Annotated in this window: 21 protein-coding genes; 4 read left to right on the top strand and 17 right to left on the bottom strand. The window is 57.5% G+C overall.

Going from position 1 to position 19,817, the window contains the following annotated elements; translation table 11 throughout:
* Positions 1–3: 3 nt before the first annotated feature.
* From purC to dapA, 4 genes are read right to left on the bottom strand one after another with little or no spacing between them, the layout of a single operon-like run.
* Positions 4–717: a phosphoribosylaminoimidazolesuccinocarboxamide synthase gene (gene purC, locus HXW87_RS10840; RefSeq protein ID WP_007963288.1), complete on the bottom strand. Its 714-nt coding sequence runs from the start codon at positions 715–717 to the stop codon at positions 4–6.
* Between the two features lie 28 nt (positions 718–745).
* A complete protein-coding gene (locus HXW87_RS10835) occupies positions 746–1,507 on the bottom strand; it encodes an MBL fold metallo-hydrolase (protein WP_239778901.1) in 762 nt (253 codons plus the stop codon).
* Positions 1,508–1,511: 4 nt separating this feature from the next.
* Entirely contained in the window at positions 1,512–2,627 is a 1,116-nt protein-coding gene (bamC, locus tag HXW87_RS10830; protein WP_041070366.1) for an outer membrane protein assembly factor BamC, read from the bottom strand.
* A 17-nt stretch (positions 2,628–2,644) separates the two neighbouring features.
* On the bottom strand, positions 2,645–3,523 hold the full coding sequence (dapA, locus tag HXW87_RS10825; protein ID WP_047292292.1) for a 4-hydroxy-tetrahydrodipicolinate synthase: 879 nt from the start codon (positions 3,521–3,523) through the stop codon (positions 2,645–2,647).
* A gap of 325 nt (positions 3,524–3,848) precedes the next feature.
* Here dapA and HXW87_RS10820 point away from each other — a divergent pair, with 325 nt between their 5' ends.
* Both HXW87_RS10820 and HXW87_RS10815 read left to right on the top strand, forming a co-directional pair.
* Positions 3,849–4,409, top strand: a complete 561-nt coding sequence (locus HXW87_RS10820; RefSeq protein WP_047292291.1) for a glycine cleavage system protein R — start codon at positions 3,849–3,851, stop codon at positions 4,407–4,409.
* A 10-nt stretch (positions 4,410–4,419) separates the two neighbouring features.
* Complete coding sequence (locus HXW87_RS10815) at positions 4,420–4,893, top strand: peroxiredoxin (protein WP_095667292.1); 474 nt, start codon at positions 4,420–4,422, stop codon at positions 4,891–4,893.
* 127 nt (positions 4,894–5,020) lie between these two features.
* Here HXW87_RS10815 and HXW87_RS10810 read toward each other — a convergent pair whose 3' ends face one another.
* Positions 5,021–6,091, bottom strand: coding sequence for an AI-2E family transporter (locus tag HXW87_RS10810; protein ID WP_027614463.1), 1,071 nt, complete (start codon positions 6,089–6,091; stop codon positions 5,021–5,023).
* Positions 6,092–6,123: 32 nt separating this feature from the next.
* On the bottom strand, positions 6,124–6,363 hold the full coding sequence (locus HXW87_RS10805; RefSeq protein ID WP_047292289.1) for a sulfurtransferase TusA family protein: 240 nt from the start codon (positions 6,361–6,363) through the stop codon (positions 6,124–6,126).
* A gap of 98 nt (positions 6,364–6,461) precedes the next feature.
* Between HXW87_RS10805 and HXW87_RS10800 the strand changes: the two genes are divergently transcribed.
* Positions 6,462–7,895, top strand: coding sequence for a M48 family metalloprotease (locus HXW87_RS10800; protein WP_121184194.1), 1,434 nt, complete (start codon positions 6,462–6,464; stop codon positions 7,893–7,895).
* 80 nt (positions 7,896–7,975) lie between these two features.
* On the opposite strand, the gene HXW87_RS10795 is transcribed toward HXW87_RS10800, so the two are convergent.
* The 4 genes from HXW87_RS10795 to rpoE form a co-directional block, all read right to left on the bottom strand.
* On the bottom strand, positions 7,976–9,406 hold the full coding sequence (locus HXW87_RS10795; RefSeq protein ID WP_239778900.1) for a DegQ family serine endoprotease: 1,431 nt from the start codon (positions 9,404–9,406) through the stop codon (positions 7,976–7,978).
* Positions 9,407–9,616: 210 nt separating this feature from the next.
* Complete coding sequence (locus tag HXW87_RS10790; protein WP_047292287.1) at positions 9,617–10,579, bottom strand: MucB/RseB C-terminal domain-containing protein; 963 nt, start codon at positions 10,577–10,579, stop codon at positions 9,617–9,619.
* 8 nt (positions 10,580–10,587) lie between these two features.
* The gene (locus HXW87_RS10785) at positions 10,588–11,175 is read right to left on the bottom strand and encodes an RseA family anti-sigma factor (protein WP_239778899.1); all 588 of its coding nucleotides are present in this window, start codon (positions 11,173–11,175) and stop codon (positions 10,588–10,590) included.
* A 30-nt stretch (positions 11,176–11,205) separates the two neighbouring features.
* Positions 11,206–11,787 (bottom strand): RNA polymerase sigma factor RpoE, encoded by a 582-nt coding sequence (gene rpoE, locus HXW87_RS10780; protein WP_003172477.1) that lies wholly within the window; start codon positions 11,785–11,787, stop codon positions 11,206–11,208.
* Positions 11,788–12,345: 558 nt separating this feature from the next.
* Between rpoE and nadB the strand changes: the two genes are divergently transcribed.
* Entirely contained in the window at positions 12,346–13,953 is a 1,608-nt protein-coding gene (gene nadB, locus HXW87_RS10775) for an L-aspartate oxidase (protein WP_239778898.1), read from the top strand.
* Between the two features lie 614 nt (positions 13,954–14,567).
* Here the strand turns inward: nadB and HXW87_RS10770 are convergent.
* The 7 genes from HXW87_RS10770 to HXW87_RS10740 form a co-directional block, all read right to left on the bottom strand.
* Entirely contained in the window at positions 14,568–15,623 is a 1,056-nt protein-coding gene (locus HXW87_RS10770) for a hypothetical protein (RefSeq protein ID WP_020301034.1), read from the bottom strand.
* Between the two features lie 105 nt (positions 15,624–15,728).
* Complete coding sequence (locus tag HXW87_RS10765; RefSeq protein ID WP_020301033.1) at positions 15,729–16,145, bottom strand: hypothetical protein; 417 nt, start codon at positions 16,143–16,145, stop codon at positions 15,729–15,731.
* Between the two features lie 187 nt (positions 16,146–16,332).
* On the bottom strand, positions 16,333–16,632 hold the full coding sequence (locus tag HXW87_RS10760) for a hypothetical protein (protein WP_020301032.1): 300 nt from the start codon (positions 16,630–16,632) through the stop codon (positions 16,333–16,335).
* A gap of 2 nt (positions 16,633–16,634) precedes the next feature.
* Entirely contained in the window at positions 16,635–17,378 is a 744-nt protein-coding gene (locus HXW87_RS10755; protein WP_046784948.1) for a hypothetical protein, read from the bottom strand.
* Between the two features lie 749 nt (positions 17,379–18,127).
* Positions 18,128–18,742: a hypothetical protein gene (locus HXW87_RS10750; protein WP_046784947.1), complete on the bottom strand. Its 615-nt coding sequence runs from the start codon at positions 18,740–18,742 to the stop codon at positions 18,128–18,130.
* A 79-nt stretch (positions 18,743–18,821) separates the two neighbouring features.
* Positions 18,822–19,646: a tyrosine-type recombinase/integrase gene (locus HXW87_RS10745; protein ID WP_239778897.1), complete on the bottom strand. Its 825-nt coding sequence runs from the start codon at positions 19,644–19,646 to the stop codon at positions 18,822–18,824.
* A 60-nt stretch (positions 19,647–19,706) separates the two neighbouring features.
* The coding region (locus tag HXW87_RS10740; RefSeq protein ID WP_239779150.1) for an integrase core domain-containing protein at positions 19,707–19,817 on the bottom strand (111 nt) is incomplete at its 5' end.

Here is a 19,817-nt window from a genome sequence, read left to right as displayed (position 1 = left end):
CGATTAAAGCGGTACACCCAGACGATTGGCGACTTCTTCGTAAGCTTCGATGACGTCACCGAGGCCCTGGCGGAAGCGGTCTTTGTCCATCTTCTTCTTGGTGTCCTTGTCCCACAGACGGCAGCCGTCCGGGCTGAACTCGTCGCCCAGGACGATAGAACCGTCGCTGAACACGCCGAACTCAAGCTTGAAGTCCACCAGCAAGAGGCCTGCGTCGTCGAACAGTTTGCTCAGGACTTCGTTGACCTTCAGCGACAGTTCTTTCATGCGCGCCAGTTGCTCGGCGGTGCCCCAGCCGAATGCCACGACGTGGGATTCGTTGATGAACGGGTCGCCCTTGGCGTCGTCCTTCAGGAACAGTTCGAAGGTGTACGGGTTGAGCTTCATGCCCTCTTCGACGCCCAGACGTTTTACCAGGCTGCCGGCAGCGTAGTTACGCACGACGCACTCGACCGGGATCATGTCCAGCTTCTTCACCAGGCACTCGTTGTCGCCCAGCAGCTTGTCGAATTGGGTCGGGATGCCGGCCGCTTCGAGTTTTTGCATGATGAAGGCGTTGAACTTGTTGTTCACCATGCCTTTGCGGTCGAGCTGCTCGATGCGCTTGCCGTCGAACGCCGAGGTGTCGTTGCGAAACAGCAGGATCAAGCGGTCAGCGTCATCGGTCTTGTAAACCGATTTGGCTTTGCCGCGGTAGAGTTCTTCACGTTTTTCCATGATGGGCTCCGCTTGCTAAGTAGATGGGCTAGGCGATATGGCGCCAGTCGAGCCCTGAATCTTGATCGGCCAGTTGCAGCCAGTCCGGGTCGCACCCGAGGGTGTCGACAAAACATTGCCGGGCCAGCTGCGGCAGGTTGTTCTTGCTGCTCAGGTGGGCGAGAACCAGATGCTGCAAGCCCTGCCACCCCAACTCGGCCACCAGGAATGCCGCCTGATGGTTGTTCAAATGTCCCAGCTCGCCGCCCACCCGCTGCTTGAGAAAGTACGGGTAATGACCACGTGCCAGCATGTCGCGGCAATGGTTGGACTCGATCATCAATGCATCGAGATCCCGATAACCGTCCAGCACCCGTTCGCAGTAGGAACCCAGGTCGGTCAGCAGGCCGAAGCGCCGCTGCTCGTTGTCACTGAATACATACTGAGTCGGCTCTTGCGCATCATGGGCCACGGCAATGACCCCGATGTTCAGTGCGCCGATCTGCAACTGCTCGCCGCCGGCGAGAAAGCCCGCGGCTTCGATCGGTTTGCGCATCCCGCGCAGTGTGCCGCGACTGAGGTAGACCGGCAGATTGTAGCGCCGAGACAGCAAACCCACGCCATGCACGTGGTCGGCATGTTCGTGGGTTACGAGTATCGCGCTCAGTTGCGCCGGATTCACACCCAGGCGCAACAGGCGTTTTTCGGTTTCCCGCAGGGAAAAACCACAATCCACCAGCACATACGTATCAGCGCTGGCGATCAGCGTGCCGTTCCCTTGGCTACCGCTGCCGAGAACGGCAAAGCGCATGTGATCAGCCCAGGTTGTCCTGAATCACACTCAACACTTTGCGGGCCACATCGGCCGGCGCAACGGTGTTGATGTTCTTCTCGACGGTTACCTGAACGTTTTCACCGACCTTGCTCAGGCGCACCTGATAACGCTCGGCGCGGGCTTCAACTTCTTCCTTGGTCGGCGCACTGCCGAACAGGCTGCTGAAGAAACCAGGCTTCTCGTCCTTCTTCTCGGCTTTTTCGGCCAGGTTGATGTAATACAGACCCAGGCTGCGGTTGATGTCCTCAACTCGCCATTGACCTTGCTCCAACGCACGACCGACGCTCGACCAGGCACGATCCAGATCCGGACCGACGTTCAACACCGGGTTGCCGCTGCCGTCTTCGCTGAGGCTGACACGGCTTGGGGTATCGAAATCACGCGAAGCCAGCATCGACACCGAACCACCCTTCTCGGATGTCCGGCTCATGCTCGCCAGCATGTCGTCGACCAGCGCTGCGTCCAGGCCAGTGTTGACCGAACGGTTGGTGAAATCGACGTCAGCGGTGCTGCCGGCAGGACGCTCGGCGCTGACCACGTAGATTTCACTGGTGTTGCGCTGCACGCCTGGCTCGATGCGCACCCGCACGCGGGTTTCGCTGTCGGCGCCGACACCCGCTGCGCTCAGGCGCTTGGCCATGGCGGCGGACAGCTCGTCGGAATGCTGCCAGGTGGTGGTGAATTCACCGGTTTGCGGACGCTGTTCATCCAGACGGAAACCGTTGTCCTGGAAGAACTGCACCGCCACTGGCCAGACTTCGGCCGGTGGGTGCTGGGCCACGACCCAACGCGAGTCACCGCTCTTCTGCAGCGAGTAGTCGGTTGCATCGGCAATCGCCGTCAGCGGTTGTGGACGCGGTACCACGTATTCGCCCTTGGCAGTGTCATCGGCCACGTTGCGCGGGATCGGCAACAGTGGATCCAGACGCTTGGAGGTGCTGACATTCGGTGGCAATTGCATCGGTGCAGTCTGTTGCGCTTCCAGGTAATCGCTACCACGGTCACGGAAATAACCTTCCGGGCCCCAGACCCATCCGCAGCCACTGGTGCTGGAGATAATCAAGGCAAGTGCGGAAAGTCCGGCCATTCGCTTCATGCGTTGTACTTCCTCAATTAAACCAGGACGCTGCACTGGCGCAGGGCCGTGCGAAGCGTTTCATGACAAGGAGCGCTCAGCCAGGTCAGCGGCAGGCGGATGCCTTCGTGCATCAGGCCCATTTCAACCAAAGCCCACTTCACCGGAATCGGGTTGGCTTCGATGAACAGGTCCTTGTGCAGCGGCATCAGTTTTTCATTGATTGCCCGTGCGGTATCGGCGTCGCCTTTCAACGCCGCCTCGCACAGGTCAGCCATTTCGCGCGGGGCGACGTTGGCTGTTACGGAGATATTGCCTTTGCCACCCAGCAGGATCAGCTCGACCGCGGTCGGATCATCGCCGGACAGCACGATGAAGTCCTTGCTCACGCCGTCGATGATGGCTTTGGCGCGTTTCAGGTCGCCGGTGGCTTCCTTGATGCCGATGATGTTCGGCACGGTGGACAGGCGAATCACCGTCTCGGCCTGCATGTCGCAGGAGGTGCGGCCGGGAACGTTGTAGAGAATCTGTGGAATGTCGACGGCTTCGGCAATGTGCTTGAAGTGCTGGTACAGGCCTTCCTGGGTCGGCTTGTTGTAGTACGGAACTACCAGCAGGCAGGCGTCGGCGCCGGCTTCCTTGGCATTGCGGGTCAGCTCGACGGCTTCGCGGGTCGAGTTGGCGCCGGTACCGGCGATCACCGGAATGCGCCCGGCTACCTGTTTCACCACGGCTTTGATGACGGCGATGTGTTCTTCTACATCAAGGGTCGCCGACTCGCCGGTAGTACCGACCGCGACGATGGCATGGGTGCCGTTCTTGAGATGGAAGTCCACGAGTTTGCTGAGGCTGTCCCAGTCAAGACGCCCTTGTGCATCCATGGGAGTGACCAGTGCCACCATACTGCCCGCAATCATGAAACCGCTCCTGCCGGAAAAAGAGAGCGGTAATGGTACTGGCGCCAAGATGCTTGCACAAGCGAAGTACTGCGCCGCCATTCCCCTTGGCGTCGGTTTTCGCTACCCTTCAGACTTTGATCGGTACAGATCAGCTTGTACGCCGGGTACCAGCCTCCCCTTTCGGCCTCCCAGGCCCCGTTCCAGCGTCGCAGTTGCACGTTCCGCCTTTATTGGAGCGAATTGCGAGCCAGGTTCCGAGGCTTTCTGAACGGGCACGCGCAGACGCATCCCGACGGCCAACGCCCATCGACCTACCGACCGCTCATCGCTTTAGGAATGCTGCATGTCCACCCCCACAGTTCGCGAACAATTCCTTGTCATCAGTGCCCTTGGCGCCAACCCCATGGAGCTGACTAACGTCCTGTGCCGCGCCAGCCATGAAAATCGCTGCGCCGTCGTCACGTCCCGCCTGACCCGCCACGGCGAGTGCAGTGCCCTGGTGCTGGAAGTTTCCGGTAGCTGGGACGCGCTGGCCCGCCTTGAAGGCAGCCTGCCGACCCTGGCCAAGCGCCACGCCTTCACCGTCAACGTGGTGCGCAGTGCGGCCCTGGAAAATCGTCCACAGGCCCTGCCGTACGTGGCTTATGTCAGCTCTGCGTATCGCCCGGACATCATCAACGAGCTGTGCCAGTTCTTCATGGATCACAACGTCGAGCTGGAAAACCTGACCTGCGACACCTATCAGGCGCCGCAGACCGGCGGCACCATGCTCAACGCCACGTTCACCGTAACGCTGCCGGCCGGCACCCAGATCAGTTGGCTGCGCGACCAGTTCCTGGACTTCGCCGACGCAATGAACCTGGACGCGCTGATCGAACCTTGGCGCCCCCAAAACCCAATGTAAGGAAGCTTTCATGGCCGTTGTCATCGACCAACCGGTTGCGGATTTCGAAGCACCTGCCACCAGCGGGCAGACCATCAGCCTGTCTGCCTTGAAGGGCAAGCAAGTGGTGATCTACTTCTATCCGAAGGACAGCACCCCGGGCTGCACCACCGAAGGCCAGGGCTTTCGTGACCAGTACGCGGCGTTTCAGGCTGCCAACACGGAAATCTTCGGTATTTCCCGCGACAGCCTGAAATCCCACGAGAACTTCAAGTGCAAGCAGGAGTTTCCGTTCGAGCTGATCAGCGACAAGGACGAAGCGGTCTGCCAGCTGTTCGACGTGATCAAGTTGAAGAAGCTGTACGGCAAGGAATACCTGGGCGTCGATCGCAGCACGTTTTTGATCGACAAGAACGGTGTGCTGCGTCAGGAATGGCGCGGTGTGAAAGTGCCGGGGCATGTGGATGCGGTACTGGCTGCGGCTCAGGATCTGAATAAAGCCTGAAGAATCAAAAGATCAAAAGATCAAAAGATCAAAAGATCAAAAGATCAAAAGATCGCAGCCTGCGGCAGCTCCTACATTGGAATGTGTTTCCCTGTAGGAGCTGCCGCAGGCTGCGATCTTTTGGCTTTTATAGTAACGGAGCCACCACAGGCTCCTTGCGCGGCCATGCATCCAGCACGGCCTTGAACAGCGTCGCCAGCGGAATCGCAAAGAACACGCCCCAGAAGCCCCACAACCCGCCAAACAACAGCACCGCGCAGATGATGGCCACGGGGTGCAGGTTGACCGCCTCGGAAAACAGCAAAGGCACGAGCACGTTGCCATCCAGCGTCTGAATGATTCCGTAGACCGCCATCAGATAAATGAACTGATCGCTCCAGCCCCATTGGAATAGCGCGATCAGCAGCACCGGTACGGTCACCACCACCGCACCGACGTACGGCACGACCACCGACACCCCGACCAGCAACGCCAGCAGCGCCGCATAGTTAAGGCCGAGGGCGACGAAGGCGATGTAGGTCACGCCGCCGCAGATCACGATTTCGATGACCTTGCCACGAATGTAGTTGGCAATCTGCCGGTTCATCTCCTGCGCGACCCGGGTGATCAGCGCCCGCTCGCGAGGCAGATAGCCGCGCACCCACTCGCCGATCATGGCCCGATCCTTGAGAAAGAAAAACACCAGGATCGGCACCAGCACCAGATAGATCATGATATTGACCAGCAGCGGCAGGCTCGACAGCGAAAAGGTCAGCGCCCACTGCCCGAATTTGCCGATTTCACCACGCGCGGCTTCGATGGCCTGCAGCACCTGCTCATCGGAGACCAGGTGCGGATAGCGCTCGGGCAACAACAGCAGCAGCGACTGCCATTTGGCGAGCATGCCCGGCAATTCGTTGAACAACGTGATCAACTGATGCCAGAGCAGCGGCAACACCACCACGATAAACACCAGCAACACGCCCATGAACAGCGCAAACACCAGGCCCACCGCCGCCGCACCAGGCACGCGCATACGCTCAAGAGCAAGCACCAGCCCCTGCATCAGGTACGCCAGCACCATCCCCGCCAGTACCGGCGCGAGCATGCCACCGAGCGTGAGCACTGCGGTGAAGGCGAGAAACAGCAGCACTGCCAGCACCACCGCTTCTTCGTCGGAAAAATAGCGCTGAATCCAGTCGCGTAACACTTTGAACATCAATAATCCCTAGGTCTTTTACGCGGGGGGGGTCAGGCTTTTTTCAACCAGTAACGATAAACGCCTGCTTCGTCTTCTTCGCGCAGCAGCGTATGACCGGCCAAACGGGCAAAGGTGCGGAAGTCGCGCTGCGAGCCCGCGTCCGTGGCGATTACCTTGAGTATGGCGCCGCTGGGCAGCTTATTGAGCTCCATTTTGGCCTTGAGCAACGGCAACGGGCAATTCAGGCCACTGGCGTCCAGTTCACAATCATGGGCTACAGCGTCAGTCATTGCGTCACTCCGGTTCAGATGGTCGAGCGGCCTAGAATATCTGGTCGCGGGCCCGGTGTCCGGCTACAGTAAGGTCTTTGTCTTCTAAGGCTTTGTGCATGACATTTCTGCGCCCTACCCTGTTGACGCTCGCTTGCCTGCTCGCCTCACCGGGCTTTGCCGACGATCTGCCGTCACTTGGCGACGCCAGTTCTGCCATTGTCTCACCGCAACAGGAATATCAGCTGGGCCGCGCCTGGCTGGCGATGTTGCGCAGTCAGGTTGCACAACTCAACGATCCGCAACTCAAGGACTACGTCGAGTCCAGCGTCTACAAGCTGGTGGAAACCAGCCAGGTAACTGACCGCCGCCTGGAATTCATCCTGATCAACAGCCCGCAACTCAACGCCTTCGCGGCGCCAGGTGGCGTGGTCGGGGTCAACGGCGGGCTGTTCCTCAATGCGCAGACCGAAGGCGAATATGCCTCGGTACTGGCTCACGAACTGGCTCACTTGTCGCAACGTCACTTTGCTCGCGGCGTCGAAGCTTCGCAACGGATGCAGGTACCGATGATGGCGGCGCTGCTGGCTGGCATCGTGATTGCCGCTGCCGGTGGTGGTGATGCCGGGATCGCGACCATTGCCGGCAGTCAAGCAGCGGCCATTCAATCGCAACGTACCTTCTCGCGCCAGAACGAACAGGAAGCCGACCGTATTGGCATCCTCAACCTGGAAAAGGCCGGATACGACCCGCGCTCGATGCCGACCATGTTCGAACGCCTGATGCGCCAGTACCGCTTCGACGCCAAGCCGCCGGAATTTCTGCTGACTCACCCGGTAACCGAGTCGCGTATCGCTGACACCCGTAACCGCGCAGAACAAGCGCCAGCCGGCGGCATTGAAGACAGCATGCGCTATCAGTTGATCCGCGCCCGCGTTCAGCTGATCTACGAAGAAACACCGGGACTGGGGGCCAAGCGCTTCCGCGCACAACTGGACGAGAACCCGAAGAATGACGTGGCGCGCTATGGCCTGGCAATCGCCCAGGTCAAGGGTGGTCAGCTCAATGAAGCGCGGGAGAACCTCAAGCAATTGCTGGCCAAGTCGCCCAACGAGATCATCTACAACCTCGCGCAGATCGACCTGGACATCACCAACAACCGCCTGCCGGACGCGCAAACCCGGGTTGACCGGATGCTCACGCAATACCCGGGCAATTACCCGCTGAATCAGGTTCGTGTCGATCTGTTGCTGAAACAGAATCGCACCGCCGACGCGGAAAAAGCCCTCGACAGCTTGCTCAAATCTCGTCCGAACGATCCAGACGTGTGGTATCAGGTCGCTGAAACTCGTGGCCTGTCCGGCAATATCATCGGCCTGCATCAGGCTCGCGCCGAATACTTTGCGCTGGTGGGGGACTATCGTCAGGCGATCCAGCAGCTCGATTTTGCCAAACGCAAGGCGGGCAGCAACTTCCCGCTGTCCTCGCGAATCGATGCGCGCCAGCGTGAACTGATGGAGCAGGAACGCATGATCAAGGACATGATGGGCTAAGTTTTCATCAGAGACATAAAAGTTTCAGGCATAAAAAAACCGCCTCTTTCGAGGCGGTTTCTTATTTCACTGCAACTTGATTATTCAGCCAGTTTGAAGGTGATGAAACTCGCGCGACCTTCGCGCAGAACGCGCATCGACACTGAACGGTTCTTCGGCAGCGCCTTGGCGATCTCGCCGAACTCTTTGGTAGAGCCAATGGCCTGGTTGTTCAGGTGCGTGATCACGTCACCCGGCTGCAGACCGATCAGCGCCGCAGGACCATCCTGAACTTCCTTGATCACCACACCGCCCTTGAGGTCGTAGGTTTTCTTCTGCTCAGCGGTCAGTTCCACCACCGAAACGCCGAGGCGATTGCTGCTGCTTTCCGCACCAGACTTCGGCAGTGCTGCCAGCTCTTTGTCCTCATCAGGAATCGCGCCGACAGTCAGCTCGACATTCTTGCGCTTGCCGTCACGAATCACTTCGAGGTTGGCTTTGGCGCCCGCTTTCAGCGCACCGACCAGGTGTGGCAGGTCGGCGGACATGACGATCGGCTGACCGTTCATGCTCAGGATCACGTCGCCCACTTGCAAGCCACCCTTGGCAGCCGGACCGTCATCCTGAATCTGCGCAACCAGCGCTCCGGCCGGCTTATCAAGACCGAACGATTCAGCCAGATCCTTGTTTACTTCCTGAATAACCACGCCCAGCCAGCCGCGGCTGACCTTGCCACCGCTTTTCAGCTGATTGGAAACGTCCATCGCCACGTCGATCGGGATGGCGAACGACACGCCCATGAAGCCACCGGAACGGGTGTAGATCTGCGAGTTGATCCCGACCACTTCACCGTTCAGGTTGAACAGCGGGCCACCGGAGTTACCCGGGTTGATCGGCACGTCGGTCTGGATGAATGGCACGTAGTTTTCGTTCGGCAGGCTACGGCCAACGGCGCTGACAATGCCTTGGGTCACGGTGTGGTCAAAGCCGAACGGCGACCCGATCGCCACCACCCACTGACCGGCTTTCAGGTCCTGGGACTTGCCGAGTTTGAGCACCGGCAGATCCTTGCCATCGATTTTCAGCAGGGCCACGTCGGAGCGCGGATCGGTGCCGATCAGCTTGGCTTTCATTTCACTGCGATCTGCCAGACGCACGAGGATTTCGTCGGCATCGGCAATCACATGGTTGTTGGTCAGGATGTAGCCATCCGAAGAAATGATGAAGCCCGAACCCAGCGATTGTGCTTCACGCTGACGGTCGCCGCGCGGCGAACGCTGCTGAGGCGGCATGCCACGCTCGAAGAACTCGCGCAACATCGGCGGCAAGCCTTCCAGGTCAGGCATCTGCTGGTTCACCTTGCGATCCGGCAGTTTCTGCGTGGTACTGATGTTCACCACCGCAGGCGAGGCCTGTTCAACCAGTTGGGTGAAGTCAGGCAAGTCGGCCGCCTGGACAGCGGGGACAGCCTGACCCAGCACCAGCACGGTGGCGAAAATGGAGAGATAAGACTTCAAGCTAAGTATCGACATACAGCTCCCGTTACGACGAGCAGGGTTAAGCGATATGGAGCAAGGAACACCGGGAACCGCGGGCCGGTATTTTTGTTCCGGGAACAACAGACAAGGCCAGAGCCGTGAGGCTCTGACCTATAAAAAACTTTCGGGTGATTTGCAAATGAAAATGCTGAGCAAACATTTCATCTACGTCTCGACGAAGAGGTGGAAATGACTGAAATCAGCTCACTGCTTGCTGGTTGCAGCGCCATCATTGCGCATCGACAAAGCAATGCGTTCAGCTGTGCCAATTGGAATTTCTCCGACCACCGTGACCATCATCTCACCCTCGGGCGTGGTGAGGCGGCGAGAAACGGCAACAGTCGGCCCCAACTGCGTGCGGGTGTCAGTCACTGTCGCACCGTTGAGTGGCTCCAGGAACACCGAGAAACGCGCCAGACCGTCGTCATACATCAGGCTGTTGACCTGAGTCTTGGTTTCCGGATCTTTGTGCGAAGTACTGCTGGTCAGCACGAACCCCGGAGGGAGCCAGTCCGAATGCCAGACCTGAGCCGTCTTCACCGCAGACGCTTTGTCACTGTCCAAGGTGATGGCCTTGCAATCGGTGCCCGCCTGCAAATCTTTATCCGACGGGACATCAGCGGTATCAAGGCTGGTGAACTGGAAACGCTCGAGCAACTGCCCCTTGTCATTGAGCAGCAGTGACTTAAGCGGCAGAGCGGTCTGTTTGTCCAGATGAAGCTCGAAACCATAGCGATGCTGGTCTCGCGGCGTCAGCGATACGATAACCGCATCCCGCCCGGCCACGCGCGACTTGCCGATGACAGCAAGGTCATACCAGTTTTTCAGCTTTTGGGGATCAAACGCACGAGCGGTCGAGTTGGAAGAGTCTCCCAACCCCGCAATCAGAGTGCCACTGACACATTGAGTATGCCCATCAATGCGCACCACTTCCTGTGCCGAACCGTCCAGCTGAACCAGGCGCTCACGAACCTGACCGTTCTGGACACGATGCCAGATGTTATGGGTAGAAAAACTACCGTTACGCTCGTAAACGAAGGTGCCTTGAAAGCTTTGCTGCTGTTCGGCCTGGCCCAGACGGTTCAACCAGTCCTGGGCCTCATCAGCGTGGGCCGGAACAACGAACCAGCCACTGAGCAGAAGCGAAAGTAAAGGTATGGCGCGCATGATCCTCCTTAACGGTTTTCCATGCTTGCTGCACGCGCATAAGGCAAGGCGCTTTCAGTACCTTTCAGTGCAGCCTGCTGGGCATGCTGGCGCAGATAACCTGGCAGACGCTGATCATGCCAGCCTGGCTGACCTTGCAGAACGCCATTGGCCATCGGACCGGTGGTTTCCGAGCTTTCCTTATAGCCTGCCAGCACTGCCGGGCCTTTGGCTTGCGGTGCTACCAGCGAAGGCTGTTTGGACTGCTGAGCCAACTCGACACCCGCGATTTCGTCCTGGTTGTACAGACGAACACCCGCCAGTACGGCAACGGTCACCGAAGCGGCAACGGCCAGACGACCGAGGTTACGCCATGGACCACGGGATACTTTGGCTGGAGCCGTTTCGTCTTCCAGCGCAGCAGAGACTGCCGCAGCGATGTCCAGACGCGGAAGCAGCAGGTCCTTGTGCATGGCTGCCCGGGCGATCTGGTAACGAGCCCAGGTCTCACGGGTTTCAACATCGTCCAGTGCATTGATCACTCGACGCAATTCCAATTCGTCCGCTTCGTTATCCATCACTGCGGACAGCGATTCCTGCAGGGCTTCACGACTCATGGCGTTCCTCTCTTGGCTGTCGCCGCTGTCTCAGTTTTCCTGCAACAACGGCTGCAGGGCTTTATCGATGGCCTCCCGAGCGCGGAAAATCCGGGAGCGCACGGTACCCACCGGACACTGCATGACACTCGCAATGTCCTCGTAACTCAGACCATCGAATTCACGTAAAGTTAACGCCGTACGCAAATCCTCTGGCAGTTGCTGAATGGTTCGATGGACGGTGCCTTCGATCTCATCCCGCAGCAACGCGCGTTCCGGTGATTCGAGATCCTTGAGGCCATGATCGCCATCGTAGAACTCTGCGTCTTCAGAACTTACATCACTATCCGGCGGCCGGCGGCCGCGTGAAACCAGATAGTTTTTTGCCGTGTTGATGGCAATGCGGTAAAGCCACGTATAGAACGCGCTGTCTCCGCGAAAGTTTCCTAATGCTCGGTACGCCTTGATAAAGGCTTCCTGAGCCACATCCTGGGCTTCATGGGTGTCGTGCACAAAACGCACGATCAACCCGAGAATTTTGTGCTGATATTTCAGCACCAGCAGATCGAAAGCTCGCTTGTCGCCACGCTGAACGCGCTCGACCAGTTGCTGATCCTCTTCCTGGGTTAGCATGAACACTCCTCGATAAGCATGGAGGAGGCTTGCATAACTAAACGACCAGACTTGCAAACATAGACTCGGGCTTTTCGCAAAAGTTCTCCCCCTCCAGGCAAGTTTCCTGCGGGCTCTGATTTGGCACGCACGAAAAACGCAGCGCGGGATAAACCGGCTGCGCGAATAATCTTGTCATCGGTTCGCCGGCAAAAACCCAATCGCAGGTTCTGCATTGAAGCCGACACTGTCCCGTGTTTCTGGCAACTGTCTATTGATCTTGGGCCTCTGGCAAAAGTTCCAATTATTTATAGCCATGCTGGAGCGACATTGAGCGACCGTGCGCTGAAAAAGCCTGTTTCATCCTCGATACAGTTGCCTTTTTCCAAAACGATGAAAAAAAACCTCCGACGAAACGTCAGGCTTTTGTCGTCACAGTAGTTTCACAATGCCATACAAGCCCGGCTATTGTGCCGCTCCACCCCTCTATATACTAGTGGGCTGTGTGGCTGTCTTGACTCGCCGATCCAGCTGTCTTGCGCCAACCCCGATCCGGGTCGCTTTGAGCGGAATCCTGAAATGAGCCAACAGTTTCAACACGATGTTCTGGTGATTGGCAGCGGCGCTGCCGGTTTGAGTCTCGCGCTGACCCTGCCGGGTCATTTGCGCATTGCCGTATTGAGCAAGGGTGATCTGGCCAACGGTTCGACCTATTGGGCCCAGGGCGGCGTCGCTGCCGTGCTGGACGATACCGACACTGTCGAATCCCACGTCGATGACACCCTGAACGCCGGCGGCGGTCTGTGCCATGAAGACGCGGTGCGTTTCACTGTCGAGCACAGTCGGGAAGCCATCCAGTGGTTGATCGACCAGGGTGTGCCGTTCACCCGCGACGAACAGTCCGGCACCGAAGACGGCGGCTTCGAATTCCACCTGACCCGCGAGGGCGGTCACAGTCATCGGCGCATCATCCACGCCGCCGACGCAACCGGCGCAGCGATTTTCACCACCCTGCTCGCCCAAGCCAGAGAGCGCAGCAATATAGAGCTGCTGGAACAACGGGTTGCCGTTGATCTGATCACCGAACGGCGTCTGGGCCTGGACGGCGAGCGCTGCCTCGGTGCCTACGTGCTGAATCGTGCGACCGGCGAAGTCGATACCTACGGCGCGCGTTTCGTGATCCTCGCATCTGGCGGCGCGGCCAAGGTCTACCTCTATACCAGCAACCCCGATGGCGCCTGCGGTGATGGCATCGCCATGGCCTGGCGTTCGGGCTGCCGGGTGGCCAACCTGGAATTCAACCAGTTCCACCCCACTTGCCTGTATCACCCGCAAGCCAAAAGCTTCCTGATCACCGAAGCCCTGCGCGGCGAAGGTGCGCATCTGAAGCTGCCTAACGGCGAACGCTTCATGCCACGTTTCGACAAACGCGCGGAACTGGCGCCGCGCGATATCGTTGCCCGGGCCATCGACCATGAAATGAAGCGCCTGGGCTTCGACTGCGTCTATCTCGATATCAGCCACAAGCCGGAAGCCTTCATCAAAAGCCACTTCCCGACCGTTTACGAGCGCTGCCTGGGCTTCGGCATCGACATCACCAAACAGCCGATCCCGGTTGTGCCGGCGGCGCACTACACCTGTGGTGGGGTGATGGTCGACCAGCACGGTCGCACCGATGTGCCGGGGCTGTACGCGATTGGCGAAACCAGCTTCACCGGCTTGCACGGCGCCAACCGCATGGCCAGCAACTCGCTGCTCGAATGCTTCGTTTATGCCCGCTCGGCGGCAGCGGACATTCTTGCGCAACTGGATGCCGTCACCGCGCCAAACGCCCTGCCCGAGTGGGACGCCAGCCAGGTAACCGATTCCGACGAAGACGTGATCATCGCCCACAACTGGGATGAGCTGCGCCGCTTCATGTGGGACTACGTGGGGATCGTGCGCACCAACAAGCGCCTGCAACGGGCGCAGCACCGCGTGCGCCTGCTGCTGGACGAGATCGACGAGTTCTACAGCAACTATCGCGTAAGCAGAGACCTGATTGAATTGAGGAACCTTGCTCAAGTAGCGGAACTGATGATCAGGTCTGCCATGAAACGTAAGGAATCTCGGGGTCTGCACTACACGTTGGACTATCCAGAGCTGCTGCCAGAGGCGAAGGATACGATCCTTACACCCGACAAATGAGGCACGTTAGGAGCCATAGCGTAGCACCATGGGGCCCCAGTTTGTAACAGCTTTGGCGCACATTTGTCCCAACGCTGAGGTCCTTATCACCTGCCCGCAAGGGTCCTTATCGTGCGCCTGAGCGAGCATGCGAGGGCCTATGGGGGTAAGCGCGCAGGTTAGTAGTTACAGGTGGTCACTCAGATTTTTGTGCCAGATCCTCATGAGGTGCTCTTGAGGCACCCATACAGCCAGAAGGCCACATGAACACCAACGCAGGCCCGTAGGCCGCGCTAAACGTGTCCATGAAGTTGTCCTAAGAGTTAAGGGATCGGTGAACCGTCAGGTTTGTGAGACCGTATTGAGTGGCAATCTCAAGGATGCCCTCATAGGATTTAGGCCAGCCTCCACCACTTGAGTCGTTGGTGGCCCCTGACTGGAGCAGGGCAAAGCAAACGGCTGCATATGGGGTCAGGTGATCGACTTGTATCTTCGTAACCACCCGTTTGTCCTTGTAGGTATAACAGAGAGTAAAACTCATGGCTGGCCTTGCCGTAACATGGTCGATGCCCAAGCATAGCAACTAAACAGCTCGCCCATGAGGCCCATTACGGACCTCATGGATACAGCGGGTGTTACGGCTTGACGACCACACGGGTGATCAGCGGAAAGTCTACGGTCTCGACCTGAAGTTTCTCAGTAGGGTCCGCTGGGTTTGCCAGCTTCAGCTTGACCTTGGCCTGAGCCATTACGTCAGCGATACCGGTGATTTCGATGTCCCAGCCCTGTACCGAGGCGTTACGGCTGGCGAGGATTGACCACACATCACCGTCGTTACCTTCACGGAACGACAGGGAGGCGAAGCCTTTAGGGAGCATGAAGACGCCACGGTTGCCATCCGAATAGAACTGGGTACGGCAGCCCAACAGGTCCTCAATATCATCTACGCCTGCACGCTGGGCAGCACGCTCAAGGATTGCCTGTTCGGTCATGTGCATCAGCAGCACGAAGTCACTCAGGGAGTTGCCCACTGAGTGGTTGATGCTCAGTGTTAGTTGGTCAATCCAATCCTCAGCACGATCACGTGGTCCAGTGCCAGCAATGGTGACTTCCTTGACCTCGACACTTGGGGACTTCAGGAGAATGTCCACGATGGTAGAGCCGCACGCTTTCTCAAAGTCCTGCATGGCCTTATCCAGCATTTGGCCGATGGAGTTGCTGGTGAAACCTGCCACCACATGAGCATCTAACAGAGTCATACGGTGCGAGAAGAACGCGGCGGTATCAGTGGGCTCCGTAAAGATCACGTCACCGGCAACAGCTTCACCCTTTGTAATGGTCGAGGTGTCGTAGATCGACTTACGTGGGTCGAACTCGACGTTGCGGTCGACCATGTTGACCAGTTGCACAGGGGTCGGCTCAGTGCCCTTAGGTCGAAACTCACACGGGATAGCATCAACGGCGTTCTGGTGCCATTCGCCACCATTAAAGAAGTCGTCAAGGACCGCAACGATACCTTCAGCGGCGACGCTGCCGTCACTGCATGGGGCGCTTGTGGATGCCTGGGTGTTGAACTGAAGGTTACCACCATTGCCCCACACGGCCTGCTCATAGGCAGTCGGTGCGCTGTAACGGTCAGTGTTCTCGCGGTGGTCGGCGGATTTGAAAGCGTTCTGTTTACGAGTAGGCATGATTGAGTATCTCCTGAAAGTTTACTTGAAGGGGTTCAACGGGACGCCAACAAGAGCCAGCGCCACCGGAGGCAAGACGGTGTGAGTCAGTAGGTTGCCCGTGAGTCATTCCCACGAGGACCATGAGGACCGGCCATTAGCGGCACGGATAGCAGCACCACGTGCACGGTATTCAGCTTCGCGGGCCTCACGCTTGGCACGGCGACGGGCGACCTCAAGGGCCGTAGGGGTCGCATAGGAAGCAACGCGCTCAGCATGGGCACGAGACTCAGCTAACTGGCGCTCACGCTCGGCTGCTGAATGGGCCTCACGAGCACGAACTGCTCGGACCACAGCGGGGAACGCATCAGCGATCAGACCAGCGTCAAGGTATTGCTTAACGATGGCCTCACGGGCCGAATCATTCTTACCTGCACCAGCGATCAGCCCAGACAGCATCACGCCTTCAGCGAAGGTACGGGTCACGCTCTGGCCTTGGACTTCAACAGTTTCGGGCGTTACGTTTTGAATGTTCAATTGCATGGTAGGTGTCTCCTAAATTCGAGACATTGATTCATGGCCCTGCCGCATAGAGGCAACGTGACCAGATGGCAAGGAGTAGCCGCACGGACCTCTCAAGGACATGATCAATATCTTCTGGGTTTGGGTTGGTGCGATCACGGGTCTGTAACTTGGCGGGGTGTGATCTTGGTGCCGATGGCGGACGGCGTTACAGTAGATGGATGATGCGTTGAGCTTTCCCTAAAGGGACCTTTAAGCGTGCACGGAGTACCGCGTCGATGTGGAGCGATGGTGACCCGATGATCGACTTAACGAAGGCGCTCAGACCGGGGTGATTGGCTTCGAGGTGGGCCAGTAGGGAATCCAAATGGACCCCGCATGATGACTCGCAATAGAAGCTGTTACGGGCACGTCGATCACGCCAGATGCCTCGGAGGGTCAGCAACTTCACGCGGGACGCGGGGGTGACGCACAGGGCATTGAGCTGGTCGAGGAAGGAACTGCTCATAGCTATGCCTCCTTGCATGCACGGCCCCAGCGATCCACACGGGATGCCTGAGTGGCCTTCTTAGCTTTGGCCTGAGCGGCCTTGGCTTCAGCTACGCCGACGTTGATGGTCTCAGTATTTGCACGCAACCAGTCAAGGCCACGGGGTTTGACCCTCCAGCCTTCACGGTTGCCGAAGTCCGATGAGATCGCCACAAAGGCGCCTGATGAGAAACCTTGCTGCTTTGGTCGGATCTGACCAGTACGGCTACCAAAATCGTCACAGACGTGAACGAACATCGCCCCCTTTGCGAGAAATTCAAGAGCAAGTCGAGGCTGTTGAATACCAGCCACACGGCAAGCCTCGGTCCATGTCAGACCCGCGCCGCGAGCCTTCATGTCGAGAGTCGTAGCCTTGGGCATGTTTGCGTCCAGAAGGGCATCTTTATGGCGCAGCTCACGGACGGCACTGTTACGCATGGCGATGAACGCACGAATGACCATCAGGTAAAAGTCGGTTGAAACCCACATGGCGTATGCAATTGCGCCCTCTTCTGTTGCAAGGGTCCCGTTACCGTGGGAGACATGCAAATTTGCATCTTTGATCAGGGCAGCTTGAACAGCATTACGCCACTGACCCGGTTCCCGAACATTCAGAGTCTTGGCGATCTCGTTGAGATTCCACATTCCATCTTCGTTCGGCTTGAAGGTCTGCCCCTCAATCACGATAGGCAGCAGATCAGTTTGGTTATTGGTGTTGGCCAGCATAGTAGTGGACTCCTTTTGAATGCCCCCTGAGTTCGCTCCCACAGGCCGACCGTCAAGGCCCCACTACGGGCATCGACTATGGCTCAAGAAGCATTCAGAAAGACTTGACGTTGATAAAAGCCCAGCGACGGGCGTAGAGGAATTCAGAGCGACCGATTAGCTTAGCGGTCTGTCCCTGTTCTTGTGAGGGTTTTTAATCTGGTCATACTGGAGCACCAACGAGCCGCTACGGTCACACTTCTACAACCACGACATCGAAGGTAGACCCAAGATCTTAATGATCGACCTTAAGGTAACTCTAAGAGCATTCTCTTTAAGTTTTTATTATTTATAGAACCAAACTAATAAAACTTAATCTTAGAGTCATCTTGTAGAGATCTTTAAGTTAAAAGGCCCCTTTATACTGTGCGATCAGAGATAGGAGGCCCAAACCTATCAAGGGTCTATTCACACGAAGTGCGCAGACAGAATCGCTACAGTGGACCTGATGCTGGCCCCGCAGATCCCGTTAGGGCTGCGCTTGGTGGTCGTGGTGTCTTGGACATTGGTCTACCTGAAAGAGGTAACGTTGATCACTGGACGTACACGCCTTGCCCGCAGAGGGCCACCTTTGAGGTGACCTTGCGGCATCTTGAAAGGAAAGCAACGCTGATTTAGCCTGTCCCTCTTTGGGTGAGGGTTTTTAAATCTTCGACGAACGTGTAGCTAACACGTCAGGACTCACAACCGCTCGCATGTCCTTATCGAACCTAACGGCTGGTCTTCCCTGAAGTGACATCAAGGTAGACCTTATTGTTGACTTTCATACCGCCGCAATAAGTGAAGTACACACCTTCGCCACGATTCGTTGAGGCCATCCAGCCACCAATTTCCTTGAAGTCATCCTCAGTACAAGTGCCGTCATCTATCAATGCCCGCGCTGCTTTAGCAAATGGGTCCTTATAAATCCTATAATCGTCTGAACCTTTTACGAGAGAGTAATCTCCACTTGCATCCTCTGAAGGGTCCTTAGGGCGATCTCGGCTAAAATCTTTGCTCTGAACCCATTCAGCAAACTTCCCGTCCTTGATGCCATTAACGGCCGTACAGGCTTTATTTCCAGACTTAATGTACTCGCTGACGCCGCCAGTACAGGATGCAGAATAGGTTTTAGTAATACGCACCCACTGACCTTTACGCTCTAAGATGTCAACGCCTTCCCTGAACATAAGACGGCCTGCGACCCCACACTCTGTAGATGGGCAAGTGTGTCGATCAGTACGATCTGTGGTGACCCATAGTTTTTCCTGCCCCAGCGCATGAGCCGCAAAGACTTGAAGCACTGCACAAAGAGCGAGGCCACTGAAGAAACGTCCATTGTTCAATTGACAGCTCCGTTACTTAGTTAATGTTCCATGATGTCCGCATACTAAGCGCTCGTTGGCGACCAGCATAGATGCAGCCTTAGCTTACCAGCTTCAAAGCTTTCACCAGAGCGTCCGCCATACGGCCCACCTCAACGGCACTCCCAGCCCCGTACAGGTCATAACTGATAGACCCTGAAGCGTGACCCAAGATGGACTCAGCGGTTCCCACAGGCACCTCAGCGGCCTTCAAGGCACCGGCCAGTGAGTGACGCAATGAGTGGAAAGTCTGGGTCCGATCAGCGTTCAAGCTCAAGACATCCCGTAACGCACCATTAAGCAGGTTCGAGAACTGACCAGCGCCCAAGGTGAACAGCCGAGAGTCGGCCTTCCTGACAAACTCAAGGAACGCCTTAAGGTCGAAGCCATAGGCCCCGTCAGTCAGCGGTACGACACGTAGAGCATTCTTGGTCTTGGCTGTCTTGCCATCGTTCCTATTGATGTCGATGACCCACACAGTCCCGACCTGCTTAACGTCAGCCTTGGTCAACTGCCTGAGTTCCTCAATACGGGTCCCAGTGATCACTCCAAGGGACAACGCCCAGCGCTGCCAAGCGTCCACTGGAAGCGACTTAGCGTGAGCCATCAGGGCCTTTACCTGATCCTGAGAGAGCGCCTCACGGGAGCTGTCAGCTCCTTTAGTTGGCTTCAGGCCCTTATCGAAACTCTTATCGAGGTAGCCATTGTTCACAGCCCAATCCATGACCGTTGATAGCCGGGTCAGCAGCTTCTTAACTGTCGAAGGCTTACGGGCCTCAAGGAGCTTTTCCCTGAGGCCCTTCATGTCCTCCCGTGTGTGGCTCTTCATGTCCAAGTCACCAAGGACCGCACCGATGGCCTCACACGATGACTTCACGTCCCGCATGGTGCTGGCCTGAATGCTGTCCTTGGACTTGCCCCTACAAAACCGGACACCAACTCCCCGTCAAATTGATGCTGCTGCCAAGCGCCTGAACTCCCTCGGTGAGCGATAGTTCAAGGCGCTGTGCGGATGCTGCTCGTTGTAATGCTCGAAGGCAATTGCCAGGTTGCGCAG

Origin of the sequence: Pseudomonas sp. Y5-11 (assembly GCF_022368695.1) — a bacterium.
In the GTDB taxonomy this organism is placed as follows: domain Bacteria; phylum Pseudomonadota; class Gammaproteobacteria; order Pseudomonadales; family Pseudomonadaceae; genus Aquipseudomonas; species Aquipseudomonas parakoreensis.
Note: the sequence above shows the minus strand (reverse complement) of the source record. Positions and strands in the feature narration are given on the sequence as shown.